Below are 20,689 nucleotides of genomic sequence, written 5' to 3'. Positions count from 1 at the left end.
ACCATGATCTTGGACGACTACCGCTCACCGTGGATGACCGAAGACCTCGACGACCTGAGGCACCTCGCGAAGACCTTCATCGACAAGGAGGTCGTGCCGAACCAGGGCCGGTGGGCGCAGCAGCACATGGTCGACCGCGACTTCTGGCGCGCTGCCGGGGGGGTCGGGCTGCTGTGCCTGAGCATCCCTGAGGAGTACGGCGGTGGCGGTGGCACCTTCGCCCACGAGTCAGTCGTCGCCATCGAGCAGGGCCTGGCCGCCGACGACGCCTGGGCCAACACCGTGCACAGCACGATCGTGGCGCACTACGTCAACGCCTTCGGCACGCACGAGCAGAAGCAGCGCTGGCTGCCCGGCATGGCGAGCGGCGACCTCGTCGGCGCCATCGCGATGACCGAGCCGTCGACCGGTTCAGACCTCCAGAAGATCCGCACCCGCGCCGTCAAGGATGGCGACCACTACGTCATCAACGGCTCGAAGACCTTCATCTCCAACGGAACCCACTGCGACCTGCTCATCATCGTGGCCCGCACCAGCGACGAGCCGGGGTCGAAGGGGCTGTCGCTCATCGTCGCTGAGACCAAGGACCTCGTGGGCTTCGAGCGAGGACGGGTGCTCGAGAAGATCGGCATGCACGGGCAGGACACCCGCGAGCTGGCCTTCGTCGACATGCGGGTGCCGGCCTCCAACCTGCTCGGCGCCGAGGGTGGCGGCTTCGTGCAGCTCATGCAGCAGCTGCCCCAGGAGCGGCTCATCATCGCGGTGGGCGCCGCCGCGGTGGCCGAGGCCGCGGTGCGGCACGCCATCGCCTACGCCAAGGAGCGCGAGGCCTTCGGCCAAGACCTGCTCTCGTTCCAGAACACCCGCTTCGTGCTCGCCGAGTGCGCGGCCGACGCGTTCGCCGCCCGCACCCTCGTCGACAGCCTCATCACCCGGCACATCGCCGGTGAGCTCGACGCGGCCGGAGCCTCGCTCGCGAAGTTCTGGTGCACCGACATCCAGACCAAGGTCGTCGACCGGTGCCTGCAGATCTTCGGCGGCTACGGCTACATGATGGAGTACCCCATCGCCCGGATGTACGCGGCGGCTCGGGTGCAGAAGATCTACGGCGGCACGAACGAGATCATGAAAGAGCTGGTGGCGAGATCACTGTGAGCGCCGCGAGTGCAGACCCTGGCACGGGCACTGGCATGGCGGCATCCGTGCGACTACCGGCTGAGGAGATGCCGCTCGGGGTCGAGATCGACTGCGGGGCGCACGAGCTCACCGAGGCGGAGATCATCGAGTTCGGCTCGCTCTGGGACCCGCAGTACTTCCACATCGACCCCGACGCAGCCGCCCACAGCACCTTCGGCGGCGTGATCGCCAGCGGCGTGCACACGACGGCGATCTTCCAACGGCTCGCCACCCTGGCCGTCTACAACCGCTACGACGTCATCGCGGGTCGCGAAATCCGTTCGCTGCGCTTTCTCACACCGGTGCGCGCCGGCGACGTGCTGACCGGCAGCGTCGTGCTCCGTTCGATCGCGCCTGCTCGGCGGGGACGGTGTCTCGTCACCATCGCCGGCACCCTGACCAACCAGGAGGGTGTGCTGGTGCTCACCCTCGAGGTCGACTCCCTCGTGAGATCGCGACTCCCCTCCGGTGAATAGCGATCATGGGTCGGGGATGGCCGCTTCGGCCTCGAACCGGACGTCAGCAAGGTTGGTGAAGACCTCGAGCGCATCGGCACCGTAGGCATCGAGTGTCACCTGTACGGCCGTGTCGGCATCGACCCCGAGCACGGCCGCGATAGCGATGATGTCTGTGCGGTCACGTTCTCGTCCGGCGGCCAGCTTCATCGCCAGTAGGTGGTGCAACGACGCGAGCTCGACCTTGAGGCCGGCTGTCTCTGGCGGGTCGAGGGCTCCGGCCGGCAGCGACGGGACGAACGGACGAGCAGCCCCGTTCAGCCAGTTGTCGGGCAGGCCCAGTTCGTGCGCCATCTCGGCCACAACCTGCGCCACCCGGTCGTCGCTCGAGATGGCATCGATGTCCTGCGTTCGCCGACCCGAATGAGGAAGGCGCAGTGAGATCGCGGCTCCCCCGACCACGTAGAGCGCGGCGGCCACGCCAGCGTCGGCCAGGCGGCGGCCCAGCTCATCGAGCAGCTCCCGGATCATGCCAGCATCGAGATCGAAGCTCACGCGGTGACCAGCTCGCGAGTGTTGATCCTGATGCCGAACCGGGCGAGGCCCTCGTGCACCGGACGGTCGTCGCGCACGGGAAGCGGCTCCCAGGAGTCGTGCAGGGGGGTGGGGTCTGCAAGCCACCGTGGAACCGGCCGACCCTGGTGCATGTGGGTGCTGTCACGCAGCGTCACGTAGGTGAGCACCTTCCACGGCCCGGTGAGTCGACGAGCGGCAGAGCCTGTGGCCCAGATCGCCTGGCGCGCGGTGCTGCTCAGAGCCAAGGACTGGTCTCGACCCTGTAGGAGCAGCGTCAACGCAGCGATCGGGTCGGTGTCGGCGTGCTCCGCCACGGCCTCCACTACGTCAGCGGCGCGCATCCACGTTCGTCGTGCCGCCTGTTCCGCGGCATCCTCAAGGTCGAGCAACACCGTGGCGCTCGGGACGATACGGCCAGCGAGGTAGTCGCCGAGCCGCGAGGGAGTCTTGCCGATCGCGTAGGCCGCCTGGCTGCGGTTGAAGCCGGCATCGTCGATCAGCGCCTCGAGACGATTGCGGAGGCGGTCTGGGTTGCTCACGCCGATATTCTATCCGAACATGGGTATCTTAACGCTTATCTGAACCGACGTCCTCACGACTCGGAGCAGTACATCGCCGAGGTGGAGCACACGCACGAGCGAGTCACCATCACCCGCCACGGTCGCCCGAGAGTCTTGCTGATCTCCGCCGATGACCTCACCTCGATCGAGGAGACGCTCGAGTTCCTCGGCACCCCGGGCGCGCGAGATGCCATCGCCGAAGGTCGCGCAGACGCTGAGGCGGGTCGGTTCGTCGACAACGACGAGATCAAGGCTCGGTACGGCCGCAGGTGAGCGAGCCCTACGCGGTCGCCGTCACCGACGACGCTCATCGCGTCGAGATCGAACACATCGACCGGCGCAGCGACATCTATCGGTGAGGCACGGGCCGGCCTGCGACAAGAGCCGAGCCTCACCAGTCACGAACCCCGTCAGCGCAGCGAGAGCAACGTCATCAGCCGGGCGGCCTCGGCGGTCACCGCGTCGCGCGCTGCGCCGAGGTACTTGCGGGTGTCGACGGTGTGCGCCTGCGCGAGCCGAGCGGTCATCGCGTCGGTGAAGACCTGGTTGAGGTGCGTGGCGATGTTCACCTTGACCATGCCGGCGCGCACGGCAGCCACGAGACCGGCATCCGCGACGCCCGACGAGCCGTGCAGCACCAAGGGAACCGGCACCGCGTCACGCAGTGCGGTGATGAGGTCGGTGTCGAGCACCGCTGTGCGCTCGGTCATCGCGTGCGAGCTGCCGACGGCCACCGCGAGCGCGTCGACCCCGGTCTGCTCGACGAAGCGGGATGCCGCTGACGGCTCGGTTCGTGCCCCGGGCGCGTGGACGCCGTCTTTGCCACCGACCTCGCCGAGCTCGGCCTCGACGCTGACGCCCGCGGCGTGGCACCGCGTGACGACCGCGGCGGTCTCGAGCCGGTTCTGGGCGTCGGGCAGCTTCGAGCCGTCGAACATGACCGAGGTCAGGCCGAGCCGAATCGCCTCGTCGACGAGGTCGGTGCTCTCGGCATGGTCGAGATGCACCACGACGAGCTGCGAGCAGGCGTCGGCGATGGCGAGCGTCGCCGCCGCGAGCGGCGCGAGAGAGCCGTGGTAGCGCACGCAGTTCTCGGAGATCTGCATGACGACCGGCAGGCCGACCTGCTCGGCGGCGGCCGCGTAGGCCTCGGCGTGCTCGAGCTGGATGACGTTGAAGGCGGCGACGGCATGGCCGCGCTGACGAGCCTCGGCCAGCACGGGCTCGAGCGGTGAACGGCTCACGAAAGGGTCTCCTCGATCTCTACGGTGGTCAGCAGCCGGGCGACGTCGCCCGGGTCGATGGTTCCGGCGACCGGTTGCAGCACGGCGGCCGCCGACCAGGCGACCCCGCGCCGCAGCACCTCTGCCCAGGCGTCACGGTCGTCGGGCAGGCGGGCTGGAGGCATTCGGTCGTCGGGCAGGTCATCGAGGCTCGCGGCGAGCGCGGCGGTGAGGGCGTCACCGGCTCCGGTCGGGTTGCCCTGCAGCGCCTGCGGCAGCCACGCGCGCAACGTCACCGAACCGGAGGCGAGCGCCAGACCGGCAGCCCCGTCGGAGACCACGGCCGCCCCGGCCCCGGCCTCGACCAGCAAGCGTGCCAGCTCGACGGCGCTTGTCTCCGTTTGGGACTCAGCGCCAGACCCGGCTCGGGCGTCGGCACACGAGGCGCCTGGCTTCAGCGCCGTCAGAGTCGCCGCCGCCTCGCCGCGGTTGGGCTTGACCAGCTCGGGGGCGAACGCGAGCGCGTTCGACAGGGCCGGCCCGCTGACGTCGAGCACCACCCGCAACCCGGCCTCGTGAGCGGCTTGGGTGATTAGGGCCACGAGGTCGGTGGGGGCCGCGGCGGGCAGGCTGCCCGAGACGGTAAGTACGCCGCCTGGCCCGCCGAGGCGCTCGACCTGTCGGATGACCTCGTGCCACACGGCATCCGGCATCGGTGCCCCGGCCTCGTTGAACAGGGTGGCCTCGTGCGCGTCGTCGACGAGCGCAACCGACCGGCGGGTGGGGTGCGGGGCTCGCACGAGATGATGCCGGATGCCGCGACCGTCGAGGTCGTCGGCGAAGAAGGGCTGGGTTGCTTCGCCCACCGGAGCGAGGGCCAGGCAGTCGAGGCCCATCGACGTCAGCACCGCGGCGGTGTTGATGCCCTTGCCGCCTGCGCGCTCGGTGACGTGCTCGACGCGGTGGCTCTCGCCGAGGGTGACAGCGGCGACGCGGTAGGTGATGTCGACCGCGGGGTTGGGCGTCAGGGTCAGAATCATGAGCCGGCCACGCCCAGGGCGAGCACGCCGGCGCCGAGCGAACCGGCCCGGTCACCGAGGGCCGCGGCCCGCACGTCGACGGTCAGCCCGGCGCCGAGGCGGTCGGCCACGGCCCGCCGCAAGGGGAGGAGCAGCGTCTCGCCCGAGCGCACCAGCCCTCCTCCGATGAGCACGGTCTCGGTGCCGAGGGCCACCACGATGGGGGCGAGCACGCAGGCCAGCGCCTCGACCGCCTCGTGCCAGACCTCGAGGGCGGCTCGCTCGCTCGGCCTGGCCGCAGGCCCAGTGGCTGCGGAGACTGCCGAGGCTGCGGAGTCGTGCCCCCGGGTGGCGGCCTCGACCAGGCGAGCGACGTCGGCCGCGCTCGGTTCGCCCGAGGCGGATGGCGCGGCGGTGTCGCTGCCGGTGTGGCTGCCGGTTTTGCTGCCGGTGTCGCTGAGAACGGCCAGCCGCTGGGCGAAGAGGCGGCCGATGGCCCGGGCGCTGGCGATGGTCTCGAGGCAGCCACGGGCGCCGCACCCGCAGGGCGGCCCGTCGGGGCGAACCATGACGTGGCCGATCTCACCGGAGCGGGGGTCGGCCAGCAGCCGGCCGCCGGAGAGCACGGCGCTCGCGATGCCGGTGCCGAGCGGAACGAAGACGACGTTGTCGGCCCCGACCGCGGCCCCGAACCGGTGCTCGGCCAGCAGGCCGGCGCGCACGTCGTGACCGACGGCCAGGGGCAGGTCGAGCTCGCTCTCGATGTGGCCGCGCAGGTCGAGATCGCGCCAGCCGAGGTTCGAGGAGTAGCGACCGATGCCGAGCACGTCGTCGACGACGCCGGGCACGACCACCCCCACTGCGGCAACCCCGTCGAACGCAGACTCGCGGGCAGCCAGCCGCTCGAGGTGCGCGCGAACCAGGCCCCCGACGACGCTGCCGATCGAGTCACCGATGCGTTCGGGGGTCGGCGAGACGAGCTCGTCGAGCACCGCTCCGGTCGGCGTGATCACGGCAGACTTGATGCGGGTGCCCCCCACGTCGATCCCGATCACGGCTGAAGGCGTCACAGCGACCATGCTATGCGCATCCGTGCTCGATGTACAGGCATAACGAGCACAAGCACGCATCAAGCTGCGGGTGGGCCGTGATGCACACCACCTGCTGCCACGGCACAATCACTGGAGTGACCGTACCCAGCATCGTTCTTCGTGCGCCCGCCCTGCTCGGCGACATCATCGAGCCCGACGTGCTCGTCGAGATCACCGGCGACCGCATCAGCGGGGTGCGTCTGCTCACGGAGGCGGATGACGGGTGGCCCGTCGCAGACCTCCCCTCGAGCGCGGTGGCTGTCGACGGCATCCTCGTGCCCGGGTTCGTCGACGTGCACACCCACGGCGGGGGCGGGGTGGCCTTCACCGACCTCGACCCCGACGCGGCGGCCGCCGCCGCGCGCCACCAGCACTCGCGCGGTACGACCAGCCTGCTCGCCAGCCTCGTCACCCTCTCGCCGACCGACCTGCTGCGGGGGGTGCAGGTGCTCGCCGACCTCGCCGACGACGGGTTGGTCGACGGCATCCATCTCGAGGGGCCCTGGCTGGCGCAGGCGCGCTGCGGCGCCCACGACCCGACGCTGCTGCGCGACCCCGACCTGGGCGAGGTCGAGCGACTGCTCGACGCGGGCCGGGGCCACATCCGGCAGGTGACCTTGGCGCCCGAGCGCGACCACGGCCTCGACCTGGTCGGCTGGCTGACGGCGGCGGGCGTGCACGCGGCCATCGGTCACACCACGGCATCCTTCGCCGTCGCGACCCAGGCCGTCGAGGCCGGCGCCGACCTCGCCACCCACCTCTTCAACGGCATGGACCCGTGGCACCACCGCGAACCCGGCGCCGTTCCAGCCCTGTTGCGCGCGGCCGCGCAAGGCGCCGTGACGCTCGAGCTCATCGCCGACGGCACCCACCTCAGCGACGACACGGCACGCACCGTGATCGACCTTGTCGGCCGCGACCACGTCGTCTTCGTCTCTGACGCCATGGCCGCTGCCGGGGTGGGTGACGGGCGCTACGTGCTCGGTGGCCTGGCGGTTGTCGTCGCCGACGGGGTGGCCCGCCTCGACCCCGGGCCCGACGCCGCCGGCCCGGGCTCGATCGCCGGGGGCACCTCGCACGTCGCCGAGATCGTGGCGCGGGCGGTGGCCTCCGGTCGGTCGCTGCCGGATGCCGTGAGCTGCGGCACGCGCACGCCGGCGCGGTGGCTGGGGCTGGCCGACCGGGGCGAGATCGCGGTGGGGGCGCGGGCCGACCTGGCCGTGCTGGGGGATGACGCGGGCCTCCGCAGGGTCATGCGGTCCGGTCACTGGCTGGGCGCCTGACTGCGGAGCGCTCTTCGCCGTTCTACGCGCGCTTCGACACCTTTGCCACCCTTTGGCGGTCGCGGGCGTTGGTGGCCCACAGATCTCTCAGCCCCGCCTCAGCGACGGCGTCGCACTCTCGATGGGCCGGCGCCCCTTGCGGCCGGTGACCGTGACGGAGAGGAACCTCCTATGACCACCACATCCCTGCGAGACAGCACCTGGGTCGGGCGGGCCGCCTGTGTCGGCGTCTCCCCCGAGACCTTCTCCTCCGAAGATCTCCCCACCTCGGGAAGCCCGCGACGATCCACGACAACGGCGGCGGCCAAGGCCGTGTGCGCAGCGTGCCCCGTCTCGAGCGACTGCCTGCGCTATGCGATCGACCACCGGGTGGAGTTCGGCGTCTGGGGTGGGTTCACCGGGGCCGAGCGCCAGCTGCTCGCCCGCGCGCGGCCACGTCCCGACCGAAGCCCCGACCGAACCGGAGGCCAGACTGAAGATGCCCACCGCGGACCACGCCGTGCGTCCCGACCTCGGTAAGGTCGCCGAACAGGTCACCACCGTGGCGGCGGTGAGCGACAGTCGGACGGAGGTGATGACGATGCGGGTGCTCGTCGTCGAAGACGAACGCAACCTGGCCGAGACGCTGCGCCGGGGCCTCACCGACGAGGGTTTCGTGGTCGAGGTCGTGCACGACGGCGTCGAGGCCCTCTGGATGGCCACCGAGAACCCGTTCGACGCCATCGTGCTCGACATCATGTTGCCCAAGCTCAACGGCTACAAGGTGCTCGAGAAGCTGCGCGAGCGGCAGGTGTGGTCGCCTGTGCTCATGCTGACCGCCAAAGACGGCGAGTACGACCAGACCGACGCCTTCGACCTCGGCGCCGACGACTACCTCACCAAGCCGTTCAGCTTCATCGTGCTCGTGGCCCGCATCCGGGCCCTCATCCGGCGAGGGGCGCCGGAGCGGCCGATGGTGCTCTCGGCCGGCGACCTGCAGCTCGATCCCGGCCGGCGCCGGGTCAGCCGCGCCGGCGAGGAGATCTCGCTGACCGCTCGCGAGTACGGCCTGCTCGCCTTTCTGATGCACCACCGCGGCTTCGTCACGAGCAAGGCCGACATCATCGACGGAGTGTGGGACCCCGCGTTCGAGGGTGACGACAACATCGTCGAGGTCTACATTCGCTACCTGCGCCAGAAGATCGACGTGCCGTTCGGTCGGCACGCGATCGAGACCGTCAGAGGGCTGGGCTACCGCCTGGCGGCCGACGGCGGGTAGCCGGCGCTCACCGTTGCTCGGCAGTCACGTTGCTGGGCAGCGCCCGGCAGTGATCAGCAGTGATCAGCAGTGATCAGCAGTGATCACTGCGTGGGCAGCCGCACCTCGAAGCGGGCGCCGCCGAGGTCGGACTCCCCGACCACGACCGACCCCTCGTGGCCGCGCACGACCTCCTCGACAATGGCCAGCCCGAGGCCCGACCCACCCTGACCACGCTCCCGGCTCTCATCGAGGCGCACGAACCTCTCGAAGACCCTGGTGCGGTCGGCGGCGTCGATACCCGGCCCGTCGTCCTCCACCCGGATGACGGCCACGCCGTGCTCGAGGCCAGGCTGACGGTCCGGGTCATGCTGACGGTCGGTTTCAGGCTGACGGTCGGCGACGTCGTCATGGTCGTAGGAGAGGCGAAGGCGCACCCGACCGGATGCCGCACGGGCGGCGTTGTCGGTGAGGTTGCGCAGAGCCTGGGTGAGCTTGACCGTGTCACCCTGCACCCGAACCGGCACGATATCGGCCTCCACGACGAGCGCGGTCGACATCCGCAGGCGTCTGACCTCGGCGTCGACGAGGTCATCGAGGTCGACATCCCCACGCTCGAGGCCCAGCCCCGTGTCGTCGGCCTTGGCCAGCAGCAGCAGGTCGGCCACCAACCGCCGCATGCGGGCTGCCTCGGTCTGCATCATGGCGCGCAGCTCGTGCCACGACTCACCGGCGGGGTCGGGCCCGGCCACGTCGAGCCCGAGCGTCAACGTGGCCAGCGGCGAGCGCAGCTCATGGCTGGCGTCGGCCACGAAACGGCGCTGGCTGTCTTGCGATGCCTGCAGCCGGTCGAGCATCTCGTTCATCGTCACGGCCAAGCGGGCGATCTCGTCGCTGCTGTCGGGTACCGGCACCCGTTCGTTGAACCGGGCCGCGTTGATGCTCTGGACGCGGCTGCGAATGCGCTCGACCGGACGCAGGGCCCACCCGACCAGCATCCAGGTGGCCACCCCGACGAGCAGCAGCAACGGCAGCAGCCCGGCGAGGAGGTACTTCTGCACGGTGTCGACCGCCGCGTCCTCCGTGCGCAGCGACGCCGCGACGACGACGACCTGCTTCTGCCCGGTCGGCGTGGTGACACCTCGAGCGACCACGATGTACGGGTCCTCCTTGGCCACCGTGACGAGGCTGTCTACCTGCTCGCGCGCGACCTGACCGCTTGCGGGGCGCAGGGTGGTCACTGCCCGAGCTCTCGCGACGTCGGACGAGCCCGCGACGACCGTGCCCCCGGCAGCCAGCACCTGCACCAGCTGCGCGCCCCGGTTGGTCTCGGCAAGGTACTCCCGAAGGTCGGACCCACCGTCAGACCGCACCTGGTCAGAGACCTCGCTCAGCCGGGTCGTCGCGTCGTCTTCGACGGCCGAGATGAGGTTCTGCCGCAGCAGCACGAGCAGCAGGGCCGCCCCGGCCGCGAGCGCCAGCGCCACGACCAGCAGGGCCGCCGCCGTCGAGCGGGCGCGGATGCCGAGGAGGGGCCGGCCCAGGGCCCGCCACCCTGCCGACCGAGACGACCGAGCCGACCGTGACATCGTCAGCCGCCCCTTCACTCGTCGGGCGCCCTGGTCAGCTGGAGAACCAGCCGGTTAACCGCCTGCCCCGATCGTACGGATCCACTAGGCCCGGATCCACTAGGCCCGGAGGCGCGCTGAGCGTGGGCCGGTCGTGGCCCGCCGGGTCAACGCCCGCACCCCGTGGTGGGCGACGATGGCGATCAGCACCCCGCCAACGACGTCACCGGGGCGGTGCCAGCCCACGAGTACGGTCGCCACGCCCACCACGAAGGGCAGCAGAACGACGGGTGCGCGCAGCATCGCGCGCCAGGTCAACCCTGACGGTGACGCCGAGGATGTCGGCAGCACCGCGAGCAGCGCCAGGCAGAGGGCGGTGACCGCAGCGACGTGACCGCTGGGGAAGGAGCTGCCGATGACCAGGTGTGCACCCGCCCGGTCAGACACCGCGGGCAGCAGCGCCTTCAGCGTCTCGGCCAGGCCCGGGGCCAGCGCGACGGCCAGGCCGGTCTCGACGCTCGCCCGCAGACCTGAGCGACGCCACGCGATGATGCACAGAACCAGGGCGGCCGTCACCACGCTGACCGGGGTGAGCAGGCTCAGCAGATCGGCCGACCACTGCGCAGCCACGCTGCCTGCGTCGTGGCCGCCACGAACCCTCTCGTCGAGCTGTGCCCCGAGCGGAACGAGGCGTGCGACGACGTAGACGACCGCGAACGCCAGCGCGGCGGCCCGCGTGCGCGCCGCGTGGTCGGATGCCGGCCAGGGGCCTGCACCACGACCCTCGCTGGCGCCGGCCGCACGGTTGCGGTGGGTCATCTGTTCGGTGGTCATCGAACTGGTCATCTCGCCTTTCGCTCCGGAGCGACCAGTGGCGGTCGCGCTCTGCCGTGCTCGGCCCTCAGGGTGCCCCGTTCGGCTGAGATCTGGCTGAGCAGCAGATGGCGGCTCAGGCTCCTCTCAGCCACGCCCTCGCAGGATGGAGGCACGACGGTCGAAGCGACCTCGGTGCTGCCGACGGCCTTCGTGCAGTCGGTGTGCTTCGGGGTGTGAGAGAGAGGTGAACATGTGCGGGATCGCTGGCTACTTCGGTCTGGAGCCCGATCGTGTCGACGATGGGCTTCTGGGCAGGATGGCGCGCGCGCAACGACACCGCGGGCCAGACGAATCAGGCACGTTCGTCGACGGGCCGATGGGGATGGCCCATCAGCGGCTCTCGATCATCGACCGCGAGGGTGGCCACCAGCCGATGACCACCGCCGACGGACGGTTCACGCTGTCCTACAACGGCGAGGTGTACAACTACCGCGACCTCCGCGCCGAGCTCGAAGCGCTGACTCGGACGTTCGTGACCGAGAGCGACACCGAGGTGGTGCTGCAGGCGTTCGCCGAGTGGGGGCCTGCGGCCTTCGACCGCTTCAACGGCATGTTCGCGATCGCAGTGTGGGACCGTGACGAGGCGAGACTGACCCTGGCCCGCGACCACTTCGGCATCAAGCCGCTGCACCTGTGCCGCATCGCCGCCACCACTGCGGATACCGCTGACGGCTGGCTCTTCTCGAGCGAGATCAAGCCCATCCTCGCCAGTGGGCTCTACGAGCGAGCCCCCGACGAGACGACGATCTACCGCTACCTGCGCTACCGCGTGCACGACGACGGGCCCGCCACCTTCTTCGCCGGCATCGAGAGACTCCTGCCGGGTGAGACGCTCACCCTGTCGTCGGCCGGCCTCGAGCGGGGCCGGTTCAGCAGCCTCCCAGACGATCTGGCCGCTGCGACCGCCCCGGCACAGGGGCACAGGCCGGCCGTCACCGCCGCCTTCCGCGAGCGACTGACGACGTCGATCGCGCTACGCCTCCGATCAGACGTTCCCATCGGAACGTCGCTCTCCGGCGGTCTCGACAGCTCGGCCATCACGGTGCTGATCGACCGCCTCCTCGGCGAGAACGACCCGTCGACCGCCGCGGTCGGGCCTCAGCAGAGCACGTTCTCGGCGGTGTTCACCGGCTATCGCAACGACGAGGAGCGCTACGTCGACGACGCCACCGGCGCCTGCACCCGGGCCGTGAACGTGACCAAGGTGCGCCCGTCGTCGTCGGAGCTGATCGACGACCTCACCGACTTCGTGCGCACCCAGGAGGAGCCGGTGATCTCCACCGGTCCGTACGCGCAGTACCGCGTGATGCAGGAGGCGAGCAAGCACGTGACCGTGATGCTCGACGGTCAGGGCGCCGACGAGATGCTCGCGGGCTACGTGCCACAGCTGGTCGTTCACCTGCGGCACCTGATGAAGAGCGACCGTCGGGCCGCTCTCACCGAGCTGTTCGCCTCGAGGGACGTGCTGGCCCACCTCGCCGCAGAGAAGGTGCGCTCCCTGCGGCCGCGCCATGGCGCCGGGGCAGCGACACTGCTCCGCTCGGACTTTCTGACCGCTCACACCGGTCAGACGTATGCCGTGCAGGGCACCGATCTGCGCCGACGGCTCGTGCACGACCTCTTCGTGGGGTCACTCCCCGCCCTGCTGCGCTACGAGGACCGCAACTCCATGCGCTTCTCGGTCGAGGGCCGCGTGCCCTTCCTCGACCCCAACCTCGTGCGTTCCGTGTTCGCCCTGCCAGACGACTCGATCATCCACGGAGGCTGGAACAAGCTCGTGCTGCGCGAGGCAACAGCCGGCCTGTTGCCGCCGTCGATCAACCAGCGCCGCAACAAGATCGGGTTCACCGTGCCTCAGCACGAATGGTTCCACGAGCAACGTGAGCTCATCGACCAGATCTTCCGGTCGGAGTCGTTCGCGAACCGGCCCTACTTCGACCACTCCGCCGTACTGACCGCCTTCGAACGGTGGTTGAGCGGCTCCGGCCAGCTCGACTCGATGGTGTTCTGGCGGATGCTCAACGTCGAGCTCTGGCTGCGCGAGTTCTTCGACGACGCGCCTTCCACCGGCGGTGACGCGCAGGGCGCGACTGAGGAGCACCGACCTGAGGCACCGGGGCACCGGGTCGCCAGCACCCGGGTTCGAACATGACCGGCTCGGAGACCCCGACGGCCAGGAGGCCCTCATGAAGAACCCTTCCGCAGACACCCAAGCAGGCCGGATGCCGCTGCCACCAGACACCGCGGTGCCTCTGCCCCCCGGGCCCCCACGTCTCTCGCGGATCCCGCGGGTGCCCCTGATCGTGACCGGGGCGCTGCTGCTCGTCGCGGGCCTCGTCGTCGGCTTCACGGTGAACACCATCGGTGCCCAGAGCACCGGAGAGCTCGGCCTCGACGTCACTCTCGCCGGGCACCGTGACGGAGTGCTCAGTGCCCTCGCCCGGTCCATCAATGTCGGGATCGGTCCGGTCATCGCGCCCATCCTGCTGCTGGTCGGGTGTGCCATCGCCTGGCGACGCAGCCGGTTCGTCGCGGTGAGCGTCGCCGGGCTGACGATCGCGGGCTGGTTGTCAGTCGAGATGGGCAAGCTGCTCGTGCACCGGGCCCGGCCCCCCATGGCAACCGTGCACGCCCTCGTCACCGAGACGAAGGCCGACAGCTACCCCAGCGGACACACCGCCTTCGCCGCCGCGTTCGTGTTCGCCCTGGCGGCCACCCTGATGCTGGTCGGACGCCGAACCCGCACGGTGTGGCTGGTCGGCGTGCCGTTCATCGTCATCGTCGGCGCCTCGCGGCTCTACCTCGGCGCGCACTACCTGACCGACGTCGTCGCCTCGGTCGTCTTCGCCGGCGCAACCGTGCTCCTCGTGATCGCGGTTCTCGGCCCGTGGCTGCTGCGTCTGCGAGACCGCGAAGAGTTCGGTGTGACCGAGTGAGCCCAGAGAAGAAGGCAGAGCCAGGTGCGACGCCGGGCCGCAAGAACGACCGGGGCGACAGGCGGATGCGTGGACGCCGATCGTTCATGGGAGCCGCCCTCATCACGCTGGGCCTGCTCGGCGCCTGCTCGACCGAGACCTTGACGCCCGTGCCGACCCCGACCACGCACTCCTCGAGCGCCAACCGGTCGAGTGCCACGGCAGCGATCAATGCGGTCAGCACCGCTGAGACCCCCTTTGCCCACGCCGGCGCACTTGACCTCGGCATTGAGGCGCGGCGCGCCAAACCCCTTGTCTACGTTGCGAACCAGCAGGCGGGCACGGTTCAGGTGATCGATCCCTCGACCTATCGGGTCGTGGCGACCTACCCGGTCGGCCGCTCGCCCGAGCAGGTGGTGCCCTCGCCCGACCTGCGCACCCTCTGGGTCACCAGCGACGCCGGAAACTCGATGACCCCCATCGACCCGCGCACCGGCGAACCCGGGAAGGCCATCGTGGTGAGCGACCCCGGCAACCTCTATTTCACGCCCGATGGTCGCTACGCACTCGTCATGGCCGCGGGGCTGCGACGTATCGACATCCGCGACGCCCACACGATGAAGCTCGTTCGCTCGCTGCCGATCCCGTGCGCCGGCATCAACCACGCCGACTACACCGCCGACCTCTCGACCCTGGTGGTGAGCTGCGAGCTCAGCGGCAAGCTCGTGGTCGTTGATTCCGACGCCGCCCGGGTCGTGAAGATGATCGGCCTTGACCGCCTTCACACGCCGGGCACCACAGTGGGCAAAAAGGCTCGGCCGGTGGGCGGCCCGACCAGCACCCCAACGCAGGCAGCAACCGCCAGGCCGCAGGACGTACAGCTCTCCCCTGACGGCCGCTGGCTCCTCGTCGCCGACGGGTTGCGCAACGGCGTGTGGGTGATCGACGCCCACACGCTGAAGTACTCCCGGTTCGTTCCCACCGGTAAGGGTGCCGACGGCATCTGTCTCTCGCGCGACACCCACCGGATCTACGTCAGCAACCGCGACGCGGGCACCATCACCGTGCTGGATGCCGACACGCTCGCCCCGGTGGCCACGTGGACGGTCCCGGGTGGCGGGTCTCCCGACCTGGGCGGGGTCACCGCTGACGGGAAGCAGCTCTGGTTGTCGGGCCGCAACAGCTCGGTCGTCTACGTCATCGACACCTCGAGCGGAAGGGTGACCCACCTCATCCCGGTGCTAGCGGGCCCGCACGGACTGCTCGTCTGGCCCCAACCCGGACGGTCGTCCCTCGGCAACACCGGCACCCTGCGCTGAGGGTCGGGTCGGCGAGCCTGTCCTGCAAGCGCCCTCAGGCGCCGGGGTCAGGCTGCCGGCACCGTGCTGACCTCAGAAGCGGGCCCGCACGGAGTCGAGCAGGGTGCGACCGGCCGAGACCGGATGGAAAGCGCGAGCGGCATCCGTCAGCGCAGACTGCTCCTCGTCGGTGAGGCTCAGGTCGGCGGCAGCGGCGTTGAACTCCAGCTGCTCGACGCTCGACGCCCCGGGGATCACGACCACCTGGGGCAGCCCGAGCAACCAGGCCAGCGCGATCTGGGCGGGCTTGGCGTCGTGCGCCGCCGCCACCTCGCGCAGCACGTCGAGCAGCGGGACGATGCGGCGCAGGTTCTCGGTGCCGAAGAGCGGGTTGGCCGCCCGCACTCCGCCGGGGCGGTGGTCGGCGTCGTACTTGCCGCCGAGCAGCCCCTGGGCGAGGGGGCTGTAGGCGATGACGATGCGGTTCTCCTTCTCGGCGAAGGGAACCAGGTCATCGAGCGGAGCCGGGACGGCGAGAGAGAACTGCACCTGGTTGCTGATCACGGGTTCGCCGAGGGCGGCGTCGGCCTTGCGCCACCGGTCGAGCGAGTAGTTCGAGACGCCGACGGCGCCGATGCGACCGTCGTCGAGCAGGGTGCGCATCCCCCTCATGATGACCGAGTCGGGCACCAGCGGGTTCGGCTGGTGCACCTGGTAGAGCGGCATCCGGGCGAGCTTGAGGCGCCGAGCGCTGCCGTGCGCCCGGTTCACCACGACCCGGGGGAAGGGGGCGATCGGCATCACCTTGGAGGCGACGACCACCTCGTTGCGGTCTGAGCCGAGGGCCTCGGTGAGGATGCGCTCGCTCTTGCCGAAGCCGTAGACCTCGGCGGTGTCGAACAGCGTCACCCCCAGCTCTCGGGCCCGCGCCACAATGTCGATGGCCCCACCCGACGCGTACTCGTCGCCGTAGCCCCACTCACGCGACCCGAACTGCCACGTACCGAGACCGACACGACTGACCTGCCCGAGCCCGGGCACCTCCAGATACTTCATGCCCCCAGCATGCCTCGCGTGCGGCCGCGCCGTGCGCGCGGGAGCCTCCCGACGGCCTCACGAACGCTTCGTTCTGGAGAATGTCGAGCCTGGCGGTTGTCAGCTCAGCCGTTCGGAGAGGGATTCGGCGACCCCTCAATGAGCGCCGTGAACCATCGCTGTGGAACATCAGGCCGAGGGCCTGCAATGCTCGCTGGAACCGGTTCGGGTCAGCAAGAAGGTCTAGCTCGTGCCGTGAGGGACGGCGACCCCAACTGGGCGAGCCATCCAGCTACCCGTGGAAACCCATGCGGTCGTGGAACGAACGTCGTGGCGGTGACTGACCCCTCGACTGGACGGTCTCACGGCGGCCACAGATGAGCATTGGTTCTCCTCGGACACCCTTAACCCCATGGCTGCGGTGCGCACCACTCAGGCGGCCCTGCCCATGATGCTGGCCCAGAGGCGCTGGGCCATCGTGTCGACGTGCTCCGTCAGCGCGTTCCTGCCCCGACCCAGGGGTGATCGACTACGGCGCCGCCAAGGCCGCTTTGCGAAGCTTCTCTAAGTCGCTGTCCGAAAGAGATGGGCTCGAGCGGAATCCCCGTCGACAGCGTAAGCCCCGGACCCGTCTCCACCGGCCTGTGGCTCGGTACTGACGGCGTTGCCGTGACGGTTGCGTCCAGCCAAGGGCACAACCCGGCCGCGGCCGGGGACTCCGCAGCCGGGGACTCCGCGACCGGCCGCGCCACCCACCCGGACGAGGTGGCGGGGCTCGTTGCGTTCATGGCCAGCGACGTAGCGGGCAACATCACCGGATCAGACGGTGGAGACTTGAGCGGTCGTCGGACGCAGGCGCCTGCGGGAGTGGTAGTAGGCCTTGGCACCGGGTGAGCCCAGCACCGATGACAACGCCCATTGCTGCGCGGCGTCAGCGAGGTGCTTGTTGCGCGCGTGCCGCGACAGCACGGTCTTCTTCTTCCCGGACGCTTTCGTGATCGGCGCTGTCCCTCGGGCCGCTCCACCGCCTGCTCCCGCAACTGAGCCATCGAGCTCACGTGAGCGTCAACGGAGCGCGGCAGGTCGAAGCATCGGTCAGCCGCGGGCGATGGGCAGGGCGGTGACGATGGTGATTTGGTTGTAGTTCTGCGTAGCGGAGTTGAAGCTGCCACTGCAGGTGGTGAGGAACAGCCGTTCCGGGCCGCCGAAGTCGTACAGGTGGTGGCTGGCGACGATGCGGGGGTAGTCGGTGGCTGCGTTGACCTCTGCCCAGACCCGGTTGATCCGGTATGAACAGACGCCTCCTGCTCGTTGCCGGATGTCGATGCGCTGTCCTACCGCGACATGAGAGGAGAAGCTCTCTTTGAAGATCGCGGAACCGTCGCGGTAGGTGTGCCCGTTGGTCAGCACCGAGCCCCGCCCCGACCCGGGGCGCGGGCCGGCCGCGTACCAGCCGGCTTTGGTGCGGTCAGACGGGCTGCCCAGCCGCTGGCGCCCCTGTGCGTCTGCGGGTGCGGACGTGTCCAGGCCGATGGTCTGGAAGGGGGCATCGACACCAAGGGAGGGGATGACTAGTCGATCCGGGATGCCGGACACACACCGAGCCGCAGCCTCTCGTGGCGAGGCCGATGACACTGCTTTGCTGGGCTGGCCAGCGGCGCCACTGACCTGGGTGGCTGACGGCCTCGGCTTCTGGGTGGTTGTCTGCGCCGGCTTGCTGGTGGCCGCCGGCGGCGGCACCGCCTTTACCGTGGCGTTCGAACTGGTTGCGGCACGCCGCTGGTCAGCCGACGCGGCGTTGGGTCGATCGATCGGCCGAGCGATGAGAAAGACCATGGCAGCGGTCACGAGCACGATGACCAGGCCCACCCAGGCGGCGGAGCGGTAACGAATGTTCATGGGGCCCTATCGTGCGGGAGATGGCCCCCCGCCGATGCACGGCGGTCAGCCATGCATCGGCGAGACGCCCGTCTCGATCAGTCAACGTCAGGCGGTCTCGCGACGCCGCCGGAAGACCCCCACGCCCGCAACCAAGCCCGCCAGGGTGAGCAGGCCCAGGCCCGCCACCGTGTTCACTGGGCTGCCCGACCCGCCACCACCGGTGTCGGGGGCCCCCACTCCCGGAGGCTTGATGGGCGGGGTGGGCGATGTGCCGGCCCCACCGTAGGTGAACTGCTGCGGGCCGGAGGTTCCAGCCGGGGTCGTGATCCTGACCGTGACTGGTCCGGCCCGGTGGGCCGGGGTGGTGAAGGTCAGTTTGGTGGGGCTGGTGACGGTGACCTGACCGGACGGGATGGTGGTGTCACCGATCTTGACCGTGGTCTTGCCGGGGACGAACCCGGTGCCGTTCACGGTGACCTTGGTGCCACCGGTGGTCGACCCAGAGGTCGGGGTCAACCCCGTGGCCGTCGGCGCGGTCCCCGTGGTGGTGCGGCACCCAGTGGGTCGGGTGATGGTGTTGTTGTCCAGGGTTACGGCACCGTTACGAGCCAGTAGGCGGCCTCTGACGGAGGCACCGGTCTTGGCGCTCACTGATGTCAGAGCCAGGATCGTGCCGTTGAACGTCGAGCCCGTCCCGAGAGTGGCGGATTTCGCGACTTTCCAAAAGACGTTGCAGGCGTTCGCACCGCCGAGGAGTAGGACCCTGCTGGCCGAGCCGGTGATGAGGGTGCTGGAGGCCTGGAAGATGAACACGGCGTTCGAGTCACCTCCGGCATCGAGGGTGAGCGTGCCGGTCAGTCCGAGGGCGCCGCCGGTGTAGACCCCTGGTGTGAGCCGTTTTCCGCCTAGGTCCCCGGTGACGGTCGCGGTGGTCGATCGGCCGGCGGCGTCGTTATAGGCGGTCGTCAGATCGGACTTGGCCTGGCCAGCGACGGCGTCAGCTTTGTGGATGGTCCCGTTGGACACGGAGCCGGGCGGGAAGCCGGGGATCGCGGACCCGGGGCTGACGCCCAGGTCACCGCTGATCGTCGATGGCCCAGTATTGGTGACGGTGCGGCCGGCCAGGACGGCGAAGCTGGTGGCGGTGCCGAGCCCGACCGGCGCTTCGGCTGCTCTCGCCGGGCTCGCCCCGATGGTGGCGGATATAAGTGTGAAGGTGGCCGCGAGCCCGACGAAGGCAACGGCCAGCCCGCGCGGAAGTCCAATGATGCGTGTGGTCATGGTTTTCCATCTGGTGGAAGGTCGAACCGCGGCTGCGGAACTGGACGGGGCCCGTGCCGGACCCAACTGATTGGTGTCCGTGCCCTCGGGCACGGACCGTCGAACTTGTCTGCGGGGACGGGCGGCGGGGGGGGTGCCGATCGTCCCCGCAAACCGTTGCAAGCCGTTTTGGGAGACGGTCTTACCGGAGGGGAAGGGCCTGGGGGAGGACCACGGGTGAACCGTGCCAAATGCGGCACTAGTTGGTATGATTACTCACCATTATGGCTACAAGCACCGTTTTGCCATACTTGTACCGGTTCTATACCAACTCTTGAAGGTCCGCTTCGCAAATCCCTGTTGAACTGTCGATTCTGCTGATGGTTCAGCATCAGATATGTTCTTGCGGCGCAACCGGTTGGCGCGTCGGAGGCTTTACGTGGGCGCGGAGATCATCTCGGCCCGAGGATTCGGACACGCCAGTCAGGGTGCGCGACTGGCATCACCCGACCCGGTTCTGGCCGCGCGCACGTCTAGTCATATTCGCGAATAAGAAACCCCCACCGTGACCCGAGGCGTTCAACCGCCCAGATCGCCCCGGCAGTCCGCGAAGCTGACCGGCGGCGACTTCTTCGCCCGCTGCTCGATGAGCGACTGCCATGCATCGGCGCGGGATGACTACTCAGCGAGCTAATCGTCCGACGATGGGTTTGCCCACGGACATCGGTCTAGGAAGCGACGTGCGAGACCAGCGAGATCAACCTGCTCAGCTCACTCGTTTTCGTGGAAACGAAAGGACCCAGCTTGCGCCGTTCCCACCGCAGGGAAAAAGGTCAGCACCCTCCGACCCCTATCCGAGGCCCTCGCCGACACAGATCAAGAGAAGCTACGCCTCCTCAAGTACCAAGAGATAGTTGCCAGTCATCAGGGCAACTACGAGTGGGCAGCGGTCATGTGCGACGAACAGCCCCGCCTCCTCGGCAGCGAGCGTCCGTAACCGCGCCGTCTCAACTGGGACACTCGGCGGCACCCGGGTGCCGATCCGACCTCAGGGCAGCTCGATGTCTTGTTCAATGTGTGGCCCACCGAAATGGTGCTCCAACCCGCGAGTTCTCCTAGCTGTTGTGGTCGCGCCTCTTCGAGTAACGAGCAATAGGAACGCCGATCGCGGCGCCTGCCGGGATGGCGAACACGGCGAGCCAGTCGCCGCGACCAAATGGCGAAAGCAACAACGCG

General features: G+C 69.5%; 20 protein-coding genes and 1 pseudogene. 10 read left to right on the top strand and 11 right to left on the bottom strand.

Features of this window, described 5'->3' with window-relative positions; genetic code table 11:
• Nucleotides 1-3 precede the first annotated feature (3 nt).
• Nucleotides 4-1,155, top strand: coding sequence for an acyl-CoA dehydrogenase family protein (locus tag BA895_RS22575; RefSeq protein WP_070194137.1), 1,152 nt, complete (start codon nt 4-6; stop codon nt 1,153-1,155).
• Between the two features lie 35 nt (nt 1,156-1,190).
• Entirely contained in the window at nt 1,191-1,652 is a 462-nt protein-coding gene (locus tag BA895_RS22570) for a MaoC/PaaZ C-terminal domain-containing protein (protein ID WP_070194136.1), read from the top strand.
• A 3-nt stretch (nt 1,653-1,655) separates the two neighbouring features.
• Here the strand turns inward: BA895_RS22570 and BA895_RS22565 are convergent, their stop codons facing one another.
• Complete coding sequence (locus BA895_RS22565) at nt 1,656-2,186, bottom strand: DUF6036 family nucleotidyltransferase (RefSeq protein ID WP_070194135.1); 531 nt, start codon at nt 2,184-2,186, stop codon at nt 1,656-1,658.
• Nucleotides 2,183-2,746, bottom strand: coding sequence for a helix-turn-helix transcriptional regulator (locus BA895_RS24100; RefSeq protein ID WP_175442417.1), 564 nt, complete (start codon nt 2,744-2,746; stop codon nt 2,183-2,185). The genes BA895_RS22565 and BA895_RS24100 overlap by 4 nt, the downstream gene beginning before the upstream one ends.
• Between BA895_RS24100 and BA895_RS24765 the strand changes: the two genes are divergently transcribed.
• Nucleotides 2,675-3,040: a type II toxin-antitoxin system Phd/YefM family antitoxin gene (locus tag BA895_RS24765; protein WP_256388476.1), complete on the top strand. Its 366-nt coding sequence runs from the start codon at nt 2,675-2,677 to the stop codon at nt 3,038-3,040. The two genes, BA895_RS24100 and BA895_RS24765, sit on opposite strands and share 72 nt — an antisense overlap.
• A gap of 137 nt (nt 3,041-3,177) precedes the next feature.
• On the opposite strand, the gene BA895_RS22550 is transcribed toward BA895_RS24765, so the two are convergent.
• The 3 genes from BA895_RS22550 to BA895_RS22540 are packed head-to-tail and all read right to left on the bottom strand — an operon-like array spanning nt 3,178 to nt 6,088.
• A complete protein-coding gene (locus BA895_RS22550) occupies nt 3,178-4,011 on the bottom strand; it encodes a class II fructose-bisphosphate aldolase (RefSeq protein WP_070194133.1) in 834 nt (277 codons plus the stop codon).
• A complete protein-coding gene (locus BA895_RS22545) occupies nt 4,008-5,030 on the bottom strand; it encodes a 1-phosphofructokinase family hexose kinase (protein WP_070194132.1) in 1,023 nt (340 codons plus the stop codon). Before BA895_RS22545 ends, BA895_RS22550 begins: the two co-directional genes overlap by 4 nt.
• A complete protein-coding gene (locus tag BA895_RS22540) occupies nt 5,027-6,088 on the bottom strand; it encodes an ROK family protein (RefSeq protein ID WP_070194131.1) in 1,062 nt (353 codons plus the stop codon). Before BA895_RS22540 ends, BA895_RS22545 begins: the two co-directional genes overlap by 4 nt.
• A gap of 107 nt (nt 6,089-6,195) precedes the next feature.
• On the opposite strand from BA895_RS22540, the gene BA895_RS22535 reads away from it, so the two are divergent.
• From BA895_RS22535 to BA895_RS22525, 3 genes are all read left to right on the top strand, one after another.
• Nucleotides 6,196-7,383, top strand: coding sequence for an N-acetylglucosamine-6-phosphate deacetylase (locus tag BA895_RS22535; protein ID WP_254666616.1), 1,188 nt, complete (start codon nt 6,196-6,198; stop codon nt 7,381-7,383).
• 171 nt (nt 7,384-7,554) lie between these two features.
• Nucleotides 7,555-7,902 (top strand): WhiB family transcriptional regulator, encoded by a 348-nt coding sequence (locus BA895_RS22530; protein WP_070194130.1) that lies wholly within the window; start codon nt 7,555-7,557, stop codon nt 7,900-7,902.
• A gap of 61 nt (nt 7,903-7,963) precedes the next feature.
• A complete protein-coding gene (locus BA895_RS22525; protein WP_070194204.1) occupies nt 7,964-8,641 on the top strand; it encodes a response regulator transcription factor in 678 nt (225 codons plus the stop codon).
• Nucleotides 8,642-8,724: 83 nt separating this feature from the next.
• On the opposite strand, the gene BA895_RS22520 is transcribed toward BA895_RS22525, so the two are convergent.
• A complete protein-coding gene (locus BA895_RS22520) occupies nt 8,725-10,209 on the bottom strand; it encodes a HAMP domain-containing sensor histidine kinase (protein WP_139142843.1) in 1,485 nt (494 codons plus the stop codon).
• 99 nt (nt 10,210-10,308) lie between these two features.
• Nucleotides 10,309-11,022 (bottom strand): phosphatase PAP2 family protein, encoded by a 714-nt coding sequence (locus tag BA895_RS22515; RefSeq protein ID WP_175442421.1) that lies wholly within the window; start codon nt 11,020-11,022, stop codon nt 10,309-10,311.
• A 232-nt stretch (nt 11,023-11,254) separates the two neighbouring features.
• Here BA895_RS22515 and asnB point away from each other — a divergent pair, with 232 nt between their 5' ends.
• The 3 genes from asnB to BA895_RS22500 all read left to right on the top strand — a co-directional run bounded on the left by asnB (nt 11,255) and on the right by BA895_RS22500 (nt 15,298).
• A complete protein-coding gene (asnB, locus tag BA895_RS22510) occupies nt 11,255-13,216 on the top strand; it encodes an asparagine synthase (glutamine-hydrolyzing) (RefSeq protein ID WP_070194128.1) in 1,962 nt (653 codons plus the stop codon).
• A gap of 34 nt (nt 13,217-13,250) precedes the next feature.
• A complete protein-coding gene (locus tag BA895_RS22505; protein ID WP_139142842.1) occupies nt 13,251-14,000 on the top strand; it encodes a phosphatase PAP2 family protein in 750 nt (249 codons plus the stop codon).
• A gap of 86 nt (nt 14,001-14,086) precedes the next feature.
• Complete coding sequence (locus BA895_RS22500) at nt 14,087-15,298, top strand: beta-propeller fold lactonase family protein (protein ID WP_070194126.1); 1,212 nt, start codon at nt 14,087-14,089, stop codon at nt 15,296-15,298.
• Nucleotides 15,299-15,370: 72 nt separating this feature from the next.
• Here the strand turns inward: BA895_RS22500 and BA895_RS22495 are convergent, their stop codons facing one another.
• A complete protein-coding gene (locus tag BA895_RS22495) occupies nt 15,371-16,333 on the bottom strand; it encodes an aldo/keto reductase (RefSeq protein WP_070194125.1) in 963 nt (320 codons plus the stop codon).
• 564 nt (nt 16,334-16,897) lie between these two features.
• On the opposite strand from BA895_RS22495, the pseudogene BA895_RS25015 reads away from it, so the two are divergent.
• Nucleotides 16,898-17,122, top strand: a pseudogene (locus BA895_RS25015) (3-oxoacyl-ACP reductase); the annotation flags it as partial.
• A gap of 9 nt (nt 17,123-17,131) precedes the next feature.
• Here BA895_RS25015 and BA895_RS24095 read toward each other — a convergent pair.
• The 3 genes from BA895_RS24095 to BA895_RS22485 form a co-directional block, all read right to left on the bottom strand.
• Nucleotides 17,132-17,281 carry a hypothetical protein gene (locus tag BA895_RS24095; RefSeq protein WP_175442416.1) on the bottom strand — a complete coding sequence of 50 codons (150 nt, stop codon included), beginning with the start codon at nt 17,279-17,281 and terminating at the stop codon, nt 17,132-17,134.
• A 126-nt stretch (nt 17,282-17,407) separates the two neighbouring features.
• Entirely contained in the window at nt 17,408-18,211 is an 804-nt protein-coding gene (locus BA895_RS22490) for a class F sortase (protein ID WP_070194124.1), read from the bottom strand.
• 87 nt (nt 18,212-18,298) lie between these two features.
• Nucleotides 18,299-19,474, bottom strand: a complete 1,176-nt coding sequence (locus tag BA895_RS22485) for an ice-binding family protein (RefSeq protein WP_070194123.1) — start codon at nt 19,472-19,474, stop codon at nt 18,299-18,301.
• Between the last annotated feature and the right edge of the window lie 1,215 nt (nt 19,475-20,689).

The organism is Humibacillus sp. DSM 29435, from assembly GCF_001758225.1.
Classification (GTDB): Bacteria; Actinomycetota; Actinomycetes; order Actinomycetales; family Dermatophilaceae; genus DSM-29435.
The sequence above is the reverse complement of the archived record's forward strand: the minus strand, read 5'-3'. Positions and strand labels throughout refer to the sequence as shown.